Source organism: Streptomyces sp. NPDC005752, from assembly GCF_040630715.1.
Classification (GTDB): Bacteria; Actinomycetota; Actinomycetes; order Streptomycetales; family Streptomycetaceae; genus Streptomyces.
This window is the reverse complement of sequence record NZ_JBEXYB010000021.1, coordinates 1-16,208: the sequence shown is the minus strand read 5'-3', so window position 1 is coordinate 16,208 and position 16,208 is coordinate 1. Positions and strand designations below refer to the sequence as shown.

Below are 16,208 nucleotides of genomic sequence, written 5' to 3'. Positions count from 1 at the left end.
CCGCATGTTCAGTGGACGATGACCTGTACCGGGGGCCCAACCGGGAGCACGTCTCCCGTCTCGGCAGGGCGGACCTACTGGCCGGGGCCGGCACTGCGGGAAGCGATGCTGGCGTACGGCGCGCAGCGGGTTGTGACGACGAATGGAGCGGTGAGCGACGCGCTCCGTGCTGTCGGCGCCCGGCGACTCGCGGTGGTTCACCCTTACCAGGAGCCGGTCGATCGGCTGCTGGCCGCTTACCTCGGCGCCTCCGGCGTCGGCGTCGTGGCCCTCACGGGGCTGGGGCTCGATGCGGTCGAGGACGTCTACGCCGTGGAGGAACGACACGTGGTGGACACCGTCATCAGGGGAGATCACCCGCGGGCCGGCGCCGTGTTCATCAGCTGCACCACGCTTCCCACCTACGAGGCGCTTCCCCGCCTCGAAGAACGCCTTGGCGAGCCCGTCGGTAGCGCGAACCAAATCACCGCCTGGGCGTTGCTCGGAGCGGTGGGCGAACGGGAGCACGGTCCTCGCCAGCGGCTCCTCGATCGAGCTACCTGATGTGAGTACCACCCGGGTATGGCCGTGACTGGGAGCCGGAAAGCCTCCATGTGCGGCGGTGCGGACAGCACGAGGATCGCGCGGGTGCGGTTCCGCCAGGCTGTGCCTAGGGTGGATGTGCGGGCGAGCCAGGGCGTGTGGCTTGCCTTTTGCGCTTGTGGATCGACCGCTGGTACAGGCCGTGCGTAGGCATAGCGTCGCCCTCACGGGAGACCCGCAGGAGACCAAGCGTCACTGCTACCGGAGGAGACCCTGATGCGTGCACTCACCTGGCACGGCAAGCGTGATGTCCGTGTGGAGACAGTCCCCGACCCTGTGCTCAAGGATCCGACCGACGTCATCGTGCGGGTGACGTCCACGGGTGTCTGCGGATCCGATCTGCATCTGTATGAGGTCCTGGGGCCCTACCTCGATCCCGGCGACATCCTGGGGCACGAACCGATGGGAATCATCGAGGAGGTCGGCCGAGAGGTCACCGAGCTGTCGGCCGGCGACCGTGTGGTGGTGCCGTTCAACGTCTCCTGCGGGCAGTGCTTCATGTGTGACCGTGGACTGCATTCGCAGTGCGAGACCACCCAGGTCAAGGAGCGCGGCACCGGTGCGGCGCTCTTCGGTTTCAGCAAGCTCTACGGCCAAGTGCCCGGGGGACAAGCTGAGTTCTTGCGGGTGCCGTTCGGTAACACCTTGCCCATCAAGGTGCCGGAAGGCCCTGCGGACGATCGTTTCGTTTTCCTCTCCGACGTCCTGCCGACCGCCTGGCAGGCCGTGGAGTACGCCGACATTCCGCCCGGCGGGACGGTAACCGTCCTGGGGCTCGGACCCATCGGCGCCATGGCCGCCCGGATGGCGCTGCACCGGGGAGCGAGCCTCGTCGTGGGGGTGGACCTAGTACCCGAGCGGCTGAGCCGCGCACACGCGGACGGCGTCAAGGCCCTCGACCTGCGCCGGTACGGCAAGGATCTGGGCGACAAAATCCGCGACCTCACCGACGGGCGTGGCACGGACGCCGTCATCGACGCCGTGGGAATGGAGGCCCACGGGGCGCCTCTGGCCAAGGCGGTGCAATGGGGCGTGGGCCTGCTGCCCGATGTCATGGCCGAGAAGCTCATGGACCGCGCCGGCATCGACCGGCTCAACGCCCTCTACGCGGCGATCGACATCGTCCGGCGCGGGGGCACCGTCTCGGTGGTCGGCGTCTATGGCGGCGCGGTCGACCCCATGCCGCTGCTGACCATGTTCGACAAGCAGATCCAGCTCCGCATGGGGCAGGCCAATGTGAAGCACTGGGTGGATGACCTCCTGCCGCTACTCACCGACGAGGACCCGCTCGGCGTCGACGCCTTCGCCACCCACCACATGACGCTGGAAGACGGCCCCAAGGCGTACCAGATGTTCCAGGACAAGGAAGACGGAATGATCAAGACGCTGCTCAAGCCCTGAGCCTGGGGCGGCCCATCGGTTGGCCGCGGACACGCGGTCACCAGGGCGGTTCCGGCGGATCCCGCGGGCGGCCGGCCAGCGTGACGTCCTCCCCCAAGCAGCGGTGGTTGGTGGCGGGGCCGCCTCCACCTTGGGGCACCAGTTCGTCGCGGTCGGGCTCGCGACCCACGAAACGGCCGGGGTCGAAGGTGTACGGCTTCGGCCAGATCCGGGTCGTGGTTGTGCCCGTACAGGTCGAGCAGGACCATGCTGCCGGCGGGAATGTCCTGCCCGTCCCAGAGCAGGTCGTCTGCGGCGAGACCGCCGACGAAGGGCGCGAACGGGTAGAACCGCCGGACCTCGTGGGCGAAGGCGCGGGCGGAGGCCGCGTCACCGGCGGCGAGGAGCTTGCGGTGTTCGGGCCAGCGGTGCAGGACATGCGCGGCGAAGCTCAGGAATCAGGTGACGGCGACCGTCGGGCGCAGCACGTTCAGGAGGCGTTCTTGCCCATGAGGCGACAGTGCACCGGCTTGCTACCGCTGCGTCGACGACGATCGGGCAACCACGCGTATCCCTGGGCCATCCCCCGCGCCATCCTTGCTGCCCGGCCTCCGTCGTCCGCCACGCTCGTCTCGGCCTCTTCCGCCTCGTGCAGAACCTCCTCGCCGGCCGCGGTGGGAGGCTCCTCGTCCTGTGAGAGCTCGTGCTTGGCATGGCGAGTGCTCACGGGTCTTCCTGATCACGTGGCGCCCACCGACCGGGGCGGCGGGCTCGCCTCTCGGCCCCTGAGCACGCTGCATTTGTCGGTCAACGGCCGAGGGCCTTGGCCAGTTGCTGTTTGTTCATGGATGACCGGCCGTCGATGTTGCGCTTCTTGGCCTCCGCGTACAGCTGATCCTTTGTCGGCCCCTGAGCGCTGGTGTGGGAGCGCTCGCCGCCGCGCTGCGAGGCGGATTTCTTGTCCCGAGTGGAAGTCTTGCTGGCCGTTTGCGACTCGCCGGAACGGGCCCGCTCCTTGTTCACGGTGCGCGCGGCGATCTCCTTCGCACGGCCCTCGGAGGTGCCGCGCTTCTCCGCGCCTTCCTTGATGTGCTCGTACTGACGCTCACGCTTCTTGCTGGAACCCTGCGGCATGACGTACTCCTTCCAGACCCGGATGAGGTCCACCGGGCGGACTGCCCGACGACCTTCGGCGTACCCTCCGGTGGGCCTCTCATTCAGGATCCGGAGTGGTCCCATCTGACGCGGAGTCCTGGTAGGTGTGCGAGCAGACAGCGACCGAACGGATGAGGAGGCCACCGGTCGGACACGGAGTCCGCTGCGGGCGCGCAGTGCAGCGAGGGCGGCCATTGGCCCCTGCCGCGCAACACTCCGTGGGGCCCCAGCTCCACTGCAAGTGGACGCCGCGCAGCCCACTCGCATAGGCGATGCCCATCGGCGGCCGGAGCAGGGCGCTGTTACTCCGTCGGGTTGCGAGGCGCGAGCGGTTGGGTGGCGGGGCCCTGGAGGACCGATCCGTCCGTGGCGAACCGGGAGCCGTGACACGGGCACTCCCAGGCTGTCTCGGCCGCGTTGAAGGCGACCAGGCAGCCGAGGTGGGTGCAGCGGGCCGAGACGGCGTGCGCGGCACCGGACTCGTCGCGGTAGACGGCGCACCGGCTGCCGTCGATCCGTACCACCGCTCCCGTACCAGGGGCGATCTGGGCGACCGAGTCGACGTGGGTGGTGGCGAGGCGGTCACCCACGAAATGACGCGCCACGTCGGCCTGTTGCTTCAGCAGAGCGGGGGCCTCGCGCACCGCGCTCCAGAGCCTTCGCGGGTCATAAAGACCCGCCCACACCGGCTCCTCATCGTGGATGAGCCGGGTGAGGAGCTGTCCGGCCAGCACCCCGCCGCTCATGCCCCATCCACCGAAGCCCGTGGCGACGTAGGTGTGCCGGGCGCCCGGGTGGTAGCGGCCGATCATCGGCACGGTATCGCTGACGTCATTGTCCTGGGCCGCCCAGCGGTAGGCGGTGTCGCCCACGGGGAAGTGAGCGTGCATCCACGCGTCGAGGCGCGCGAAGCCGGCGGCAGGGTCGCCCTCACCCGGGGTGAAGCTCTCACCGGTCACGATCAGCAGCCGTTGTCCGTCCTCGCCGTAGGGGGCGGTGCGTACGGACCGTTTGCCGTCGTCCTGCGTGAGGTACATGCCGGCCGGATCCTGGTCAGCGGCAAGGGGCGCGGCGACGACGAGCTCCCGGCGCGGTGAGAGGCGGGCGAACAACAGGGCCCGGTCGAAGACGGGATAGTGGGTGGCGACGACGACGTCCCGCGCGGTCACCGTGTGCCCGGCCTCGGTAGTGACCCGGCAGGGGGTCCCCTCGTGCAGGCCCGTCACCCGGCTCCGCTCGTGGATCACCCCGCCGTGCGCCCGGAAGTCATCGGCCAAGGCGAGGAGATAGGCCCGGGGGTGGAACTGGGCCTGTCCCTCGACCTGCACCGCTCCCGCCACGTCGAAGGGCAGCCCGGTCTGTTCGACGTACCGGGCGTCCAGCCCCGCATCCTGGGCTGCGGATGCCTCTGCCTGCAATGCAGAACGGTTCTCGGGCTGAGTGGTGTAGGTGAAGGCCGGGCGTCGCTCCCACGCGCAGTCGATGTCCAGCTCGTCGCGGACAGCGGAGATCCGCTCGACGGCACCTTGCTGTGAACGGGCGTACATACGGGCGGCATCGAGGCCGCGGGTACGCAGGAGCCGGCCGTAGACCAGGCCGTGCAGGGCGGAGACCTTGGCGGTGGTGTGGCCGGTGACGCCGGCGGCGATGCGGTCGGCCTCCAGAACGACCACACGAAGCCCGGTGCGGACGAGTTCCCACGCGGTGCTGAGCCCGGCGATACCGCCTCCCACGACCACCACGTCCGTCTCCGTGTCCGCAGGAAGAGGCGGGAATGATGTCGGCGGGCTCGTGGCCATCCAGTACGACTCATCCTGGCCCGGAAGCGGTTGCGAGACGGAGGTGCGGTGTGCGTTCATGCAGTGCGTGTTCCTCATTCCGTGGGGAAGATGCGGACAGCGACGGGCCCGGGGGCCACATGGGTGTGCATGTACGCCCGTGGGAGTATCGGCGTACCCCCGTATTCCTCGCTGCAGCCGCCGATGGCGTGCCAGGTGGCGGCGGTCACGGCGATGGACAGGGGCCAGCACAGCTTGTGGTCCGTGTCCTGGCGGGTCTTGCAGGGCGCGAGGGCGGGACGGCCGGGGTGGAGCCCGGCGAGTGTCGCAGGTCGGTCAGGCGGTAGACGGCCGAGGGCGGCAGGTAGGCGACGGCACCGCGGAGCAGGGAGGCCCGGTGGGTGGAATCGCGGGCCACTGGTGCGTAGCGGTCGAGGAGCCATTCATCGGGCACACAGTCGACATCGAGGAAGACCAGCAGGTCGGCGCCGTGCTCCAAGGAGTGGGCGGCGCCGAGGGTCCGGGCCGGGGCCAGGTTCCCGTCGTGCACCGGGCAGTCGACGATCGTCGCGGCGGGCCGCCGGTCCGCGAGGATGACATTCAGGACCGGGTCGTCCACGGCGACGATCCGTGAAGACCGTGGCGCTGACGCCGAGGACGTCCCTGCGGGGTCGGGCGACCTCGGCCTGCTGCTCCGGCGTGTAGCCCGGACTCTAAGGCTTCTCGGGTCGGTACTCGCTGTGCAACTGGCTGCCCGCTTTCCGGCCGGGCTTTGGCTCTACCCGACCGGGGCAGGGGCCGACGGCGTAACGCTCCAGGGCGGTACGGGTCTGAAAGCGATCTGAGCATCTGTTAATCCTGGGGAGAGGTACACGTCGGCCTGTGCCGGAGCGCCTTGCCCGCCGACGGGGCACTCGGAAGCCCTTGTCGGCCGAGGGGGCAGACCAGCGAGACGGTGGTGGCGATCCCTCAAGGCTTCGTCGGGATGCTTTTTCTCGGTGGGCGTTGCGTCAGCGTTTCGGGGCCGCCGATTTGTTCTTCTTTCGGGCCTTGCTCTCGTCCGTATCTGCCTTCTTTGCCTGCCCGGGTGGCTGGGGAAGGTGTTGGGTTGCCGTGTCACTTGCCGTTGGCGGCCTTGGAGTGTTCTTGTTCCTTGGTGCGGGTTGTGTTGCCCTGTCTGAGTTGCCTGCGGATGCGTCGGGGCGCTTGTCGGCAGAGGCACTGGGGTCCAGGGACGATGTCGTCGGCGAGGCGGCGGGCGCTCTTTTCTGTCCCGTGTTGCCGGGAGTGTCCGTCGTGCCGCTGGGGGTACCCGTGGCCCTGGTTGCGGTGCGACCGTCGTCTTGCGGTGCGGAGGTGCCGGTGACGCCGAGTGCGGTCGCCACGACAGCGGTGAGTGCGACGGCCGTGCCGGCTGCGACGGTGCGCCTCCGTGAGGGCGGGCGTGGGCTGGTGTTGTGCCCTTTGCGTAGCCCGGTGTTGGGATGCGTATGGCCGCCCGTTCGTGATGACGGTCGTGTAGCGACGAGGCTCGTGGTGGGGGGCAATGGAACGAGGGGACGGGGGGCGGCTGCTGTGTCGGCCACTGCGAGCAGTTCGCGGGCGCAGTCGCGGGCCGGTGGTCGGTCCTGCTCGTCCAGGGCCGTCATTCTGCGCAGCAGGCGGCTCAGTTGTTCGGGGAGCTCAGGAGGCAGGACGGGGGGACGGTGCAGTCGTGCGATCGCGGCCTCCAGGGGGACGCCCTCGTACTCGAGCGTTCCCGTGAGGCATTCGAGGAGTACCAGGCCGAGGGCGTAGATGTCGACGGGCCGGCCGATGGGCTGGCCGAGGACCTGCTCGGGAGAAAGGTAAGCGGGCGTGCCGGTGAGTGTGTCGGTTGCCGTGTGGCTGGTGGTGTTCAGAAGCTGTGAGATGCCGAAGTCAGCCAGGTGGGGGTGGTCGGCGTGGTCCAGGAGGATGTTGGAGGGTTTCACGTCGCGGTGGACGATCCCGGCTTCGTGTGCGTGACCCAGAGCCAGAGCGACAGCGGCCCCGAGTGAGGCAGCGACCTTGGGTGTGAGCGGGCCCTGGGCGATGCGCTCCCTCAGCGTGATGCCTTCGATCAGTTGCATGACCAGGTAGTCACGCCCGTCGTGCTGCCCGGCGTCGAAGGCGGTAACGAGTCCGGGGTGGTGGAGCCGGGCCAAGATCAGCGCTTCGCTGTCCAGGCCCTCCTTCCCGCCGAGGTACGCATCGGGCCGGAAAATCTTGACTGCGACCGGTCGTCTCAGCCGCAGATCGAAGCCGCGGTGCACGTCCGCGGCGCCGCCCGAGCCGAGGCGGTCGTCCAAACGGTACCGGCCGCTCAGCACCTCTGCTGAACACCGGGAAGCCGTGGCCTGAGCGAAGTCGCGCAGCCTCATTCCCACTCCCTCTGCATCGGAGGGCTCGCACCCTTGGTGAGTCCGTGACAACGTGCCTCCGCGACGCGGGTACCCGCCAGAAGCTGGAGTAGCCTCGCGCATTCACAGGCGCAGCCGCTCTCAGCAGCGACTGAACAGTCATCCGCACGTCCCTGTGATGCGGCTTGAAGCAGGTGAAACGGCCGATGCCGGCTTCTTGCCCGGCACAACAAGCTCGCGCGCTGTCCGCCCTCCCGCTGCGCCTGCCCTCGAGCCGGAGGGCCCAGCTATGCGCTCAAGGACGTTTGGCCTCTGCCTTTCGTGTCTGAGGCGGGAATTCCCAGAAATGAGGCAGGTGTGTTTATTGAATGCGCAATTGGTTTGGTGGCAAGCGCAAAGGCGCTGCCAGTGGCGCATCCTGGATTGCTCGTCATGATGGAACGTGATGGCGGAAAACCTGAGAGATTGCTGTCAGGTGCATGCTATTCAAGGAGGAGCGTTGAGTGACGTCAGCGGTACGAATGGTGCGGACAATGACACTGCCGCAGTGAGGCAGACGGCCCAGAAGAAGGCAAGTGAAGGCGTCGGGCTCGTGAGCGACAAGGCCACCGATGTTGCCGGCGTGGCCCAGGAGCGAGCGCATGAGGTGGCGGGCGAAACTTCGTCGCAGGTCCGGAATGTGGCGGGCGAGCTGCGTGACCAACTGCAAGATCAGGCGGAGACCCAGACGAGGCGCCTGGCAGGGAGCGTCCGCCAGCTGTCGGATGAGCTGCGCACAATGGGGGAGAGCGGTGAGCCAAGTTCACCCGCTACGAAAGCAGTACGGCAGATAGCGGGTCGTGGCCAGGACATGGCGGCAAGGCTGGAGGATCAGGGTCCGCAAGGGCTCATCAGTGACCTCCAGGATTTCGCGCGCCGGCGTCCCGGCGTGTTCCTTGCGGGGGCCGCTCTTGCGGGTTTCGCGGCGGCTCGACTTGGCAAAGGTATGAAGTCCGCGAGTAACGGCGCAGATGCGAACCGGAGTGACCGATCCGCGGAGACAGCTGGCGACAATGGCCGGTCCGCTGCTGTCGCGGATGGGTATACAAGCGGGGCGAGCACGTCGGACGACTCCTTCGAGCAGGCGCAGCCCACGCCGTCCTATGGCGGGTCTATTTCGCCGCCAGGACCGCTTCCGGTGACGGACCCGTATCCGAACCCCGATCCGCGACAGCCGTAAGGGGGCGATCTCGTGGCCATCTTCCCTTCGAACAACGCAACAACCCAGCATGGCGGCTTTCGGTCCGGGTCCCACCGGGCCCCGTCAACGGACCCCTCGATCGGGGAACTGGTGGGCGATATCAGCGACGACCTGACTCAGCTGGTCCGTGGGGAGATCGAACTGGCGAAGGCCGAGCTCAAGCAGGAGGCGACCCGCGCGGGCAAGGCCGGCGGCATGCTCGCCGGCTCCGGATACGTCGGGCACCTGGCGCTGCTGATGGGCAGCCTGGCCGCGATCTTCGGCCTGGCGCACGTGGTCGACCTCGCCTGGGCCGCACTCATCGTGACCGGGATCTGGGCACTGGTGGCCGGCGCCCTGTTCGTGATGGGCCGCAAACGGTTGCGCGCGGTGCAGATGAAGCCGGAGAGGACCGCGGAAACGCTGAAGGAGGATGCCCGATGGGCACGGACCCGGACGAACTGAAGACCGACGTGGACGATACCCGGGCGCGCCTGGCGCATGACGTGGACCGCCTTGCGGACAGGGTGGCGCCGAAGAAGGTAGCCCGACGCAAGGCGCATGCTGCGCAACACCGGCTGACTGGAGTGAAGGAGCGTGTGATGGGCTCGGCCGACCACTCGACGGGCGCACAGCCCGGGCAGAAGGCGCAGGATCTCGCCCAGAGCGCCGGTGATGCCCAAGAAACGGTCCGTCACACCGCGGATGAGGTCAGCCGGTCCGTGAAGGAAGCTCCAGGTCAGGTAACCAAGCAGACACAAGGCAGCCCTCTGGCCGCTGGGATCATCGCGTTCGGGGCCGGCATGCTTGCCGCAGCCCTGCTCCCGGTGTCGGAGGAAGAAAAGCGGATCGGCTCTCAGCTGTGCGAGCACTCCGACGAACTGCTCGAGCCCGCCAAGGAGACAGCGCAGGAAGTTGCCCAAGATTTGAAGGAAGGGATGCGCCAGCCGGCAACGGACGCCGTGGAATCGGTGAAGAGCACGGCGCAAGACGCCACCGAAGCCACCAAGGAGCAGGCTCAGACGTCCGGCCAGGAGGCTGCCACAGGATTGCGCGAGGCCGGCCACGACGCCGTCCGGGAGGCGCGCGACCAAACGAGCCAGGGGTGATTCCGCGGGCAGCGGGTCCCCCAGACGTCTGGGGATCAGGCCGGCTCGAGCCCGACGGGGCGGGTCCCGTAAGTAGCGCTTCGGACAGGGGTACACAGTCATGCATCAGTCCGGCAAACCTCCCGAGTCACCGACGCAGGTCAGTAAGAGCTCTTGGGTGCAGGTACTCAAACGCACGGTCAAGGAGTTCAAGCGGGACGAGCTCACCGACAGGGCGGCCGGGCTGACGTACTACGGCATCCTGGCTCTGTTTCCCGCCCTGCTGGTGCTGGTGGCCTTGCTTGGTATCGCAGGCGACTCCGCCACGAAAGCGGTGCTGGAGAACATTCAGAAGCTTGCGCCGGGCTCGGCACGCGATGTGATCACCAACGCGGTCACGCAGCTGCAGGCCAGCGGGGGGACCAGCACGGTGCTGGCCATCGTCGGTTTGCTCGGCGCCCTGTGGTCAGCCTCTGGATACATTGCCGCGTTCATCCGCGCGTCCAACGTCGTCTACGACGTGCCAGAGGGCCGCCCCGCCTGGAAGATCCTCCCCGTGCGCGTGGGCCTGACTCTTGTACTGATGATCCTGGCCTGTGTCAGCGCGCTGATCGTCGTGCTCTCGGGGGGCCTGGCTCGCCAGATCGGCACGGCGTTGGGAGTGGGGGATACGGCCATGACCGTCTGGTCCATCGCGAAGTGGCCCGTCCTCGTGGTGCTGGTGGCCATCATGCTGGCCATCCTGTACTGGGCCGCACCGAACGCAAAGGGCCGCGGATTCAAGTTCATCTCCCTGGGCAGCCTGTTGGCCTTGCTTATCTGGATGGTCGCCTCGGCCGGCTTCGCGATCTACGTCGCGAACTTCGGCTCCTACAACAAGACGTACGGTGCCCTCGCCGGCGTCATCATCTTCCTCGTCTGGCTGTGGATCACGAACCTGGCAGCCCTGCTGGGTCTCGAGTTCGACGCCGAGATGGCACGCGAACGAGCCATCGTCAGCGGTCACCCAAGCGACAAGGAACCCTACGCCGAACCGCGGGACACAAAGAAGTGGACCGACGAGGACCATCGCTCCGCAGAGCACACCCACCCCGCCACAGAAAGCGGTGAGCCGGACGAACGGCCGCAGCGTGAGTGAGCGGGGCCACGCGAGAGCGGCGCTGCGCTGCGAAGCGGGGTCGGCTCAGGCTGTCGCGGGAATGCCAAGGATCGGCCCAGCGCCGGTGAGGGGCGAAGACACGGGCAACGGCAGGTGCGGACACCCCGGCCACCGTCATCGCGATGCCTTGGTCGGCGGCACGCTGTCGGGCGAGAAGCAGCGCGTTCAGCCCGGAGCAGTCACAGAAGCCGACCTGCGAAAGGTCCACTGTGAGACAGTGAGCCTCTTCCAACTTGACGAGGGGTTGGACTGGCAGCCCCGGTGGCGGGCATGAAGAAAGCTCCTGGTAGACGGGTTCACGACCAAGATCACCAGTCCGCCAGGAGCTTTCGCGTGCTTGTCTACCCGTCCGGCATCGATCTGTCCAGTCGCACCCTGCAGCACCTCTCCGGCCTTCTCGCAGGTCACCGCCGCCGGATCGGCTCCCGGTGGCGGCGCCTGACCTGCGGCCGACAGGCCCTGCTCGTCCTGGCCCACCTGCGCTGCGGCGACACCTACGCCTGCCTCTGAGCTTGTTCCGCTTTGACGGACACCTTTGGTGTGGTGGTCAGGCTGCGAGTGCGTTCTCGTAGTCGGCGGGGCTGAGGTAGCCGAGGCTGCTGTGCAGTCGGTGCAAGTTGTACCAGCCCTCGATGAAATCGAAGATCGCGGTGCGGGCGGCGGCCCGTCTGGGCCAGGCGGAGGTGCCGAGCAGTTCGCGTTTGATGGTCGAGAAGAACGACTCAGCGAGGCGTTGTCCCAGCATTGACCGGTGCGGCAGTGCAGCAGCTCGTCGTCGACGTCGTGGTAGATCGGGTGGTAGCGGCGCATGAGGGCGGGGACCTTCGCCGGGTTCAGCGGCTGGAAGGGCAGACGGCGAAAGACCCGCGAGCGGAGCATCGGTTCGCGCGAGAGGACTTCCCAGCAGCCGTCACCGCCGACGTAGAGCAGGGCGAAGCAGGTCTTGGGGTGGTCGTGCAGGTGGCGCAGCAGCTCGATGCAGTGGCCGTTCAGCCGCTGGGCCTCGTCCACGACGACCAGGCGCATCGGGGCCGCGAGCAGGCTGGTCAGCTTGGTGGTGAGGTCGAAACGGTTGCGGGACATGGGTGTCTCGGTGCCGGTGAGCTGGCTGAGGAGTTGGTCGGCGATCAGGCGCATGGTCGGGCGGGAGGGGAAGGTCAGCAGGCATACCTTCGGCCGCTGCGCGGGCGGCAGGTTCTCCAGGCCCTCCAGGGCGGATTCGACGGCGAAGGTCTTTCCGGTGCCGGCCTGGCCGTGGATGACGCCGGTCGCCGCGTGCTTGATGAGGTCGGCCACGATGCGGGCGGTCATCTGGAAGTGGCCGGTGGGCAGGGCGGTGGCCCCGTCCAGGTCGACGAAGTGGCGCGGCATCAGCTCTCCGGGTCGGCGGTGGGGTCGGTCAGTCCGAGCAGGGTGGTGCTCGCCCTGGCCGCGAGCGCCTGGTCGCGGTCGCGCTGGGTGCGGGCCCGGCCGTCGGTCGCCGTCACCGGCCGGGACTCCGCCGGGGCGGCGCCGTCGCCGTTCATCACCGCGAGCTCACGGCGGGCCCGCTTCGCCGCCTTGCTGCGTTCCGCCCCCAGCCGCTTGGCCTCGGCGGACGCGTGCGCGCGGAACTCATCGGTCTGCGCGGGGGTGAGCTGACCAGTCGGGTACGCCGTGCACAGGTGCTTGGCCCCGTCGTAGACCTCGATGGTCCGGTCGTCGTGCGGCATGTACCGGATCTGAACCCGTTGGCCTCCGCGCCCGTACAGCTCGGGCGCCACGTACGCGAGGGAGCGGAAGTTGATGCCGTCCTTGGCGATGACGCGCTCGGTGCCGGCGAGCATGAGGTGACGCAGCTGCTCGGCACCGATGCGCCGCAGCGGCGCCTGATCGTCCGTCCACGCCTGGAGCGGGGTACGGCCCCCGAGCATCCGGTGCGGGCGCTCGGTGTTGTACCAGCGGGCCCAGGCAACAAAGCGGGCGACGAACCGCTCGATACGCATCGGCCCGTCGTCCTGGCCCTCGGCCGCCTCCTTGGCGGCCACCGAGTCCTTCACTGGCCCGTACAGCTTCCCGCCGGTGTCGCGCGGCCCGCCGGTGAAGCCGGGGAGCTGGGAGATCAGCATCTGTTCGATGGTGAGGTTCAGCCGCTCCACCTTGCCCTTGCGGTGGGGGGTGAAGGCGGGCAGGCGGTGCACGACAACGGCCAGGGTGCCGAGTGACGCCTTGACCGCGTCGGCGGCGAACTCCAGGCCGCGGTCGATCCGTACGCGCTCGGGCACCGCGCCGAACGGTGAGAGGTCCGGCTCGTGCAGCATCGCCATGCGCATCGCGGTGAACACCGTCGCCGACGTCGGGGTGACGGCGACGGCCCAGCCGAGCAGGGCCCGGGTGCCGTCGTCGACGACGGTCGTTATCCACGGGCAGATCGCCTTGCCCTTCGGCGGCAGCACGACCAGCGGAATCTGCTTGTGGTCCATCTCCCAGCACCGGCCGCGCAGCGCGTCGGGGCGGCGCAGGTACACCGAGGCAGCGCGCCGGCCGGACTCCCCGGTCCTCCACGCTGCCCGCTCGGCCGGAGGCAGCTCGGTGGCGAATGCCCGGTACAAGGTCCGCTCGGGAACGGTCCTCGCCCTCGCCCACCCGGCGGCGAGGAACTCGGGCACTGGCGCCCCGGCCGTCGTGCCGTCGCCCGCCGTCACCGCGCGGCGGGCGCGGACCACCGCGGCGACGTTGCCCCGGTAGAACGCGAACGCCTCCCGGTCGGTCTCGCTCAGCATGTACCGGGGCCGCTCGGCGGGCCCGGCCGTCCCCGGCGGGGAGAGCCAGCGCCACACGGTGCGCTCCGAGACATCCAGGCTCGCGGCGACAGTGCGCACGTGCGCGGCCGTCAGGTGCCTCGTCCGCGCGCAGCTGCTGGAGCCGCTCGATCGCCACCCGGCGTGTCTCCGCCGTTACCCGTCCCATGCCGGAAGTGTCAGTGATGGCAGAACCCTTCATGCCCGAACACCTGGACGCATCACACGACCTGGTGAACCGCTCCCAAACCGGTCCCGTATGGGCCGTCGGTGCGCTAGCAGTGGGGCGGTTTTCCTCATCAAAGGGTGGTCGGGAGTTTCTGACGGGCCGGGGTTTCTGAGGGAGTTGTTGAAGGCTCTGGAGCCCCTTCGGGGGATCGTCCGGCGTTCCTCAGAAAACGATGGTTACTTGAGGGCACACTGCCGTGCGTGACTACTCTGACCGATGTGTTCGACATGGACGACGACCTCTTGGCCGCCTTCCCCGCGCGGCCGAGTGAGATCCGCATCGGCTACGCGCGGGTGTCGACCGGCGGGCAGAACCTGGACCGGTAGGTCGACGCGCTCACCCTCGCGCGGTGCCGGCGGATCTTCAAGGAGAAGAAGTCGGGCAAGAACGACGCCCGGCCGGAGCTGAAGGCGTGCCACGCCTTCCTGGAGGCCGGGGAGACTCTCGTCGTGCCGTTGCTGGACCGGTACGGGCGCTCGCTTCAGGACCTGGTGAACATGGTCGCCGAGTTGCGCACGCGCGGGATCGGGTTCACCTCGCTGCACGAGAAGCTCGACACCCTCACCCCCGGCGGCCGGCTCATCTTCCACGTCTTCGCAGCGCTCGCGGAGTTCATCCGGGAGCTGATCGTGCAGGGCACCAACGAGGGCCTGGCCGCAGCCCGGGCCCGCGGCCGCGTCGGCGGCCGGCCTTCGGTCGTCACCGAAAAGCTGCTGCGCGCCGCCCGCGACATGCTGCCCAACCCGGAGAACAGCATCGAGACCATCGCCGCCCTGCTCGGCGTCTCCGTCGGCACCCTCTGCAACCACATCCCCGGCCTCAAGGAACTGCGGACCTCCCGCGTTCCCGCGCAGCTCACCGGTGGCGGCCGATGACGACCTCGCCACCCACGCTGCCCGCCCAGTACAGGAGGCTCCTGCCGCCACCGGGGGCGCCCGCCCGTGCCTCCTTCCTGCGTCTCCAGGCAGAAGCGCGCTCGCTCCTGCTGGCCGGCGCCCCGGCACCGCTGCCCCCGCCCGTCGTACGCCTGCAACGCCGGCTCCGCAGCCGGATCGGTGACGAGCTCCTCGCCACGCGGTCGGGCACCGGCTGTACGTGCTGGAGATCGCCGGGCCCAACCCGCGCGTCAAGATCGGCCGCACCGAGAACCTCTGGACGCGGATCGATCAGCACCCGCGGGAGATGAACCGCTACCAGTACGGCCTCATCGACGCCCACCTCACCGCACGCCTCCCCGACGACCGGGCGCTGGGGCGGGCCGAAACCCAGGCACACGCCTGGATGGCCCGGCACTACGAGCCGATCACCAGGGAGGAGTACGCGGACGCCGACTACGGCGGCGCCGTCACCTGCGCCGACGCCGCCGCCGGACTCCACCTCCCCCGCACCACCGCGGCGAGCCGACGGCCGCCGGTACCCGCGTCCGTCCACTAGGCCATCGGAGGTGACTCGTGATCCCGCACCCGCACCGCATGAAGGGCGGCGCGCTCGTCCTGGGCTCCCGCGACACCGAGGACATCGGACCGTTCGGGCCGTACGGCGGCGACGACGCCGAGGAGCAGGACCAGGCGCACGCCACGCCGGCCGACGACCGTACGGGTCGATGACCATGCTGTGGTGAACCGTGCTGTCCGCGCTCCAAGACCCCGCCGCTCCCGGCCGCGAGGAGACCGGGAGCGAGTAGTTGGGGTACAGGAAATCCCGGCGAGATTGATCTTGGTCGGCTAGCACACTGTGCGCGCAACCCGTTCATCCACCAGCCAACCTGAGAGAGGACCACGATGGCGGCCTGCTTCTTTTGTGGCAATCCGGCCAACAGTAGGGAGGATGCCATCCCCCAATGGCTCACCCGCGCCGCCCTGGAGGGCGAGATTGCCGGCTTAGATCTGGAGCCCGGCGCGGACGGTATCCACGTCGCCCTGGGCGACGACGGCGAGCCCACGCACGAGGTGCGCGGCAGGATCGGCACCGTCTACTTGAAGATCTGTTCAGGCTGCAACAGCGGCTGGATGGCCAGTCTTGAAGGCCGCGTACGTCCCTTTCTCCCCCAACTGATCGGCGCATATCCGAGCGGCTACCCGGTCGGCCCGGTGCTTAGCCTCGAAGTTTCATGACGGTCCGCCGACGGCGTCGGTGGACCGTTTTCGTGCCGTGGGCTGAAGCTGTGCAGGCCGAGGGCCCGAGTGTCGTCTCGGGGTAGCGCCGGGTTCCACTGCTCCGGGTGTTGAGTGGCTGTCGAAGGGGCGGGGAATCTGCTGGTCAGCCAGGGGCGGGCAGTTGGGTGAGCCGGTCCAGGGCGGCGGTGATGTGGCCGGTCCAGGGCCAGTGCCGGGCCAGACGGAGGATCCGCCGGCGGCCAGTGGTGACGAGCTGTCCGGCTGCGGTGAACAGGCGGAGCCGTAGTCGGCGGGGTTCCCAGAGGCGGGCCTGGCCGGTCAGGGCGAGCATCGGCATCCA

Annotated in this window: 15 protein-coding genes and 6 pseudogenes; 10 read left to right on the top strand and 11 right to left on the bottom strand. The window is 68.8% G+C overall.

Annotation, left to right across the window (positions count from 1 at the left end):
• Positions 1–18: 18 nt before the first annotated feature.
• Positions 19–543, top strand: coding sequence for a hypothetical protein (locus ABZ441_RS18820; protein ID WP_358975039.1), 525 nt, complete (start codon positions 19–21; stop codon positions 541–543).
• A gap of 255 nt (positions 544–798) precedes the next feature.
• Positions 799–1,983, top strand: coding sequence for a zinc-dependent alcohol dehydrogenase (locus tag ABZ441_RS18815; protein ID WP_358975036.1), 1,185 nt, complete (start codon positions 799–801; stop codon positions 1,981–1,983).
• A gap of 79 nt (positions 1,984–2,062) precedes the next feature.
• On the opposite strand, the pseudogene ABZ441_RS18810 reads toward ABZ441_RS18815, so the two are convergent.
• From ABZ441_RS18810 to ABZ441_RS18785, 6 genes and pseudogenes are all read right to left on the bottom strand, one after another.
• Positions 2,063–2,459 (bottom strand): annotated as a pseudogene (locus ABZ441_RS18810) (cytochrome P450); the annotation flags it as partial.
• A complete protein-coding gene (locus ABZ441_RS18805; protein ID WP_358975033.1) occupies positions 2,453–2,689 on the bottom strand; it encodes a hypothetical protein in 237 nt (78 codons plus the stop codon). The gene ABZ441_RS18805 and the pseudogene ABZ441_RS18810, both read right to left, overlap by 7 nt.
• 80 nt (positions 2,690–2,769) lie before the next feature.
• Positions 2,770–3,096 carry a plasmid stabilization protein gene (locus tag ABZ441_RS18800; RefSeq protein ID WP_358975030.1) on the bottom strand — a complete coding sequence of 109 codons (327 nt, stop codon included), beginning with the start codon at positions 3,094–3,096 and terminating at the stop codon, positions 2,770–2,772.
• Between the two features lie 323 nt (positions 3,097–3,419).
• Entirely contained in the window at positions 3,420–4,976 is a 1,557-nt protein-coding gene (locus ABZ441_RS18795) for an FAD-dependent oxidoreductase (protein WP_358975027.1), read from the bottom strand.
• A gap of 145 nt (positions 4,977–5,121) precedes the next feature.
• Positions 5,122–5,514 carry a hypothetical protein gene (locus ABZ441_RS18790; RefSeq protein WP_358975024.1) on the bottom strand — a complete coding sequence of 131 codons (393 nt, stop codon included), beginning with the start codon at positions 5,512–5,514 and terminating at the stop codon, positions 5,122–5,124.
• 391 nt (positions 5,515–5,905) lie between these two features.
• On the bottom strand, positions 5,906–7,297 hold the full coding sequence (locus tag ABZ441_RS18785) for a protein kinase (protein WP_358975021.1): 1,392 nt from the start codon (positions 7,295–7,297) through the stop codon (positions 5,906–5,908).
• Between the two features lie 1,309 nt (positions 7,298–8,606).
• On the opposite strand from ABZ441_RS18785, the gene ABZ441_RS18780 reads away from it, so the two are divergent.
• The 3 genes from ABZ441_RS18780 to ABZ441_RS18770 all read left to right on the top strand — a co-directional run bounded on the left by ABZ441_RS18780 (position 8,607) and on the right by ABZ441_RS18770 (position 10,721).
• Positions 8,607–8,960, top strand: a complete 354-nt coding sequence (locus tag ABZ441_RS18780) for a phage holin family protein (protein ID WP_358975018.1) — start codon at positions 8,607–8,609, stop codon at positions 8,958–8,960.
• Positions 8,936–9,604: a DUF3618 domain-containing protein gene (locus ABZ441_RS18775; protein ID WP_358975015.1), complete on the top strand. Its 669-nt coding sequence runs from the start codon at positions 8,936–8,938 to the stop codon at positions 9,602–9,604. Before ABZ441_RS18780 ends, ABZ441_RS18775 begins: the two co-directional genes overlap by 25 nt.
• Positions 9,605–9,704: 100 nt before the next feature.
• Positions 9,705–10,721 (top strand): YihY/virulence factor BrkB family protein, encoded by a 1,017-nt coding sequence (locus ABZ441_RS18770; protein ID WP_358975012.1) that lies wholly within the window; start codon positions 9,705–9,707, stop codon positions 10,719–10,721.
• A 151-nt stretch (positions 10,722–10,872) separates the two neighbouring features.
• On the opposite strand, the pseudogene ABZ441_RS18765 reads toward ABZ441_RS18770, so the two are convergent.
• Positions 10,873–10,950: pseudogene (locus ABZ441_RS18765) on the bottom strand (anti-sigma factor antagonist); the annotation flags it as partial.
• A gap of 125 nt (positions 10,951–11,075) precedes the next feature.
• On the opposite strand from ABZ441_RS18765, the pseudogene ABZ441_RS18760 reads away from it, so the two are divergent.
• Positions 11,076–11,243: pseudogene (locus ABZ441_RS18760) on the top strand (IS5/IS1182 family transposase); the annotation flags it as partial.
• A 46-nt stretch (positions 11,244–11,289) separates the two neighbouring features.
• On the opposite strand, the pseudogene ABZ441_RS18755 reads toward ABZ441_RS18760, so the two are convergent.
• The 3 genes and pseudogenes from ABZ441_RS18755 to ABZ441_RS18745 all read right to left on the bottom strand — a co-directional run.
• A pseudogene (locus ABZ441_RS18755) lies at positions 11,290–11,492 on the bottom strand (integrase core domain-containing protein); the annotation flags it as partial.
• Positions 11,493–11,648: 156 nt separating this feature from the next.
• Positions 11,649–12,053 (bottom strand): annotated as a pseudogene (locus tag ABZ441_RS18750) (ATP-binding protein); the annotation flags it as partial.
• A 59-nt stretch (positions 12,054–12,112) separates the two neighbouring features.
• A complete protein-coding gene (locus ABZ441_RS18745) occupies positions 12,113–13,603 on the bottom strand; it encodes a Mu transposase C-terminal domain-containing protein (RefSeq protein ID WP_358975009.1) in 1,491 nt (496 codons plus the stop codon).
• Positions 13,604–13,978: 375 nt separating this feature from the next.
• On the opposite strand from ABZ441_RS18745, the pseudogene ABZ441_RS18740 reads away from it, so the two are divergent.
• The 4 genes and pseudogenes from ABZ441_RS18740 (at position 13,979) to ABZ441_RS18725 (ending at position 15,865) form a co-directional block, all read left to right on the top strand.
• A pseudogene (locus tag ABZ441_RS18740) lies at positions 13,979–14,626 on the top strand (recombinase family protein).
• 220 nt (positions 14,627–14,846) lie between these two features.
• Positions 14,847–15,185 carry a hypothetical protein gene (locus ABZ441_RS18735; RefSeq protein WP_358975007.1) on the top strand — a complete coding sequence of 113 codons (339 nt, stop codon included), beginning with the start codon at positions 14,847–14,849 and terminating at the stop codon, positions 15,183–15,185.
• 17 nt (positions 15,186–15,202) lie between these two features.
• The gene (locus ABZ441_RS18730; protein WP_358975004.1) at positions 15,203–15,358 is read left to right on the top strand and encodes a hypothetical protein; all 156 of its coding nucleotides are present in this window, start codon (positions 15,203–15,205) and stop codon (positions 15,356–15,358) included.
• Positions 15,359–15,532: 174 nt separating this feature from the next.
• Positions 15,533–15,865: a hypothetical protein gene (locus ABZ441_RS18725; protein WP_358975002.1), complete on the top strand. Its 333-nt coding sequence runs from the start codon at positions 15,533–15,535 to the stop codon at positions 15,863–15,865.
• A gap of 145 nt (positions 15,866–16,010) precedes the next feature.
• Here ABZ441_RS18725 and ABZ441_RS18720 read toward each other — a convergent pair.
• The coding region (locus ABZ441_RS18720) for a transposase (protein ID WP_358974999.1) at positions 16,011–16,208 on the bottom strand (198 nt) is incomplete at its 5' end.

What these genes read in the sequence shown, in the direction of transcription:
- ABZ441_RS18725 (WP_358975002.1), top strand. Translation starts at nt 15,533, where the DNA reads ATGGCGGCCTGCTTCTTTTGTGGCAATCCGGCCAACAGTAGGGAGGAT.
- ABZ441_RS18820 (WP_358975039.1), top strand. Translation starts at nt 19, where the DNA reads ATGACCTGTACCGGGGGCCCAACCGGGAGCACGTCTCCCGTCTCGGCA.
- ABZ441_RS18775 (WP_358975015.1), top strand. Translation starts at nt 8,936, where the DNA reads ATGGGCACGGACCCGGACGAACTGAAGACCGACGTGGACGATACCCGG.
- ABZ441_RS18785 (WP_358975021.1), bottom strand. Translation starts at nt 7,297, where the DNA reads ATGAGGCTGCGCGACTTCGCTCAGGCCACGGCTTCCCGGTGTTCAGCA.
- ABZ441_RS18795 (WP_358975027.1), bottom strand. Translation starts at nt 4,976, where the DNA reads ATGAACGCACACCGCACCTCCGTCTCGCAACCGCTTCCGGGCCAGGAT.
- ABZ441_RS18815 (WP_358975036.1), top strand. Translation starts at nt 799, where the DNA reads ATGCGTGCACTCACCTGGCACGGCAAGCGTGATGTCCGTGTGGAGACA.
- ABZ441_RS18770 (WP_358975012.1), top strand. Translation starts at nt 9,705, where the DNA reads ATGCATCAGTCCGGCAAACCTCCCGAGTCACCGACGCAGGTCAGTAAG.
- ABZ441_RS18800 (WP_358975030.1), bottom strand. Translation starts at nt 3,096, where the DNA reads ATGCCGCAGGGTTCCAGCAAGAAGCGTGAGCGTCAGTACGAGCACATC.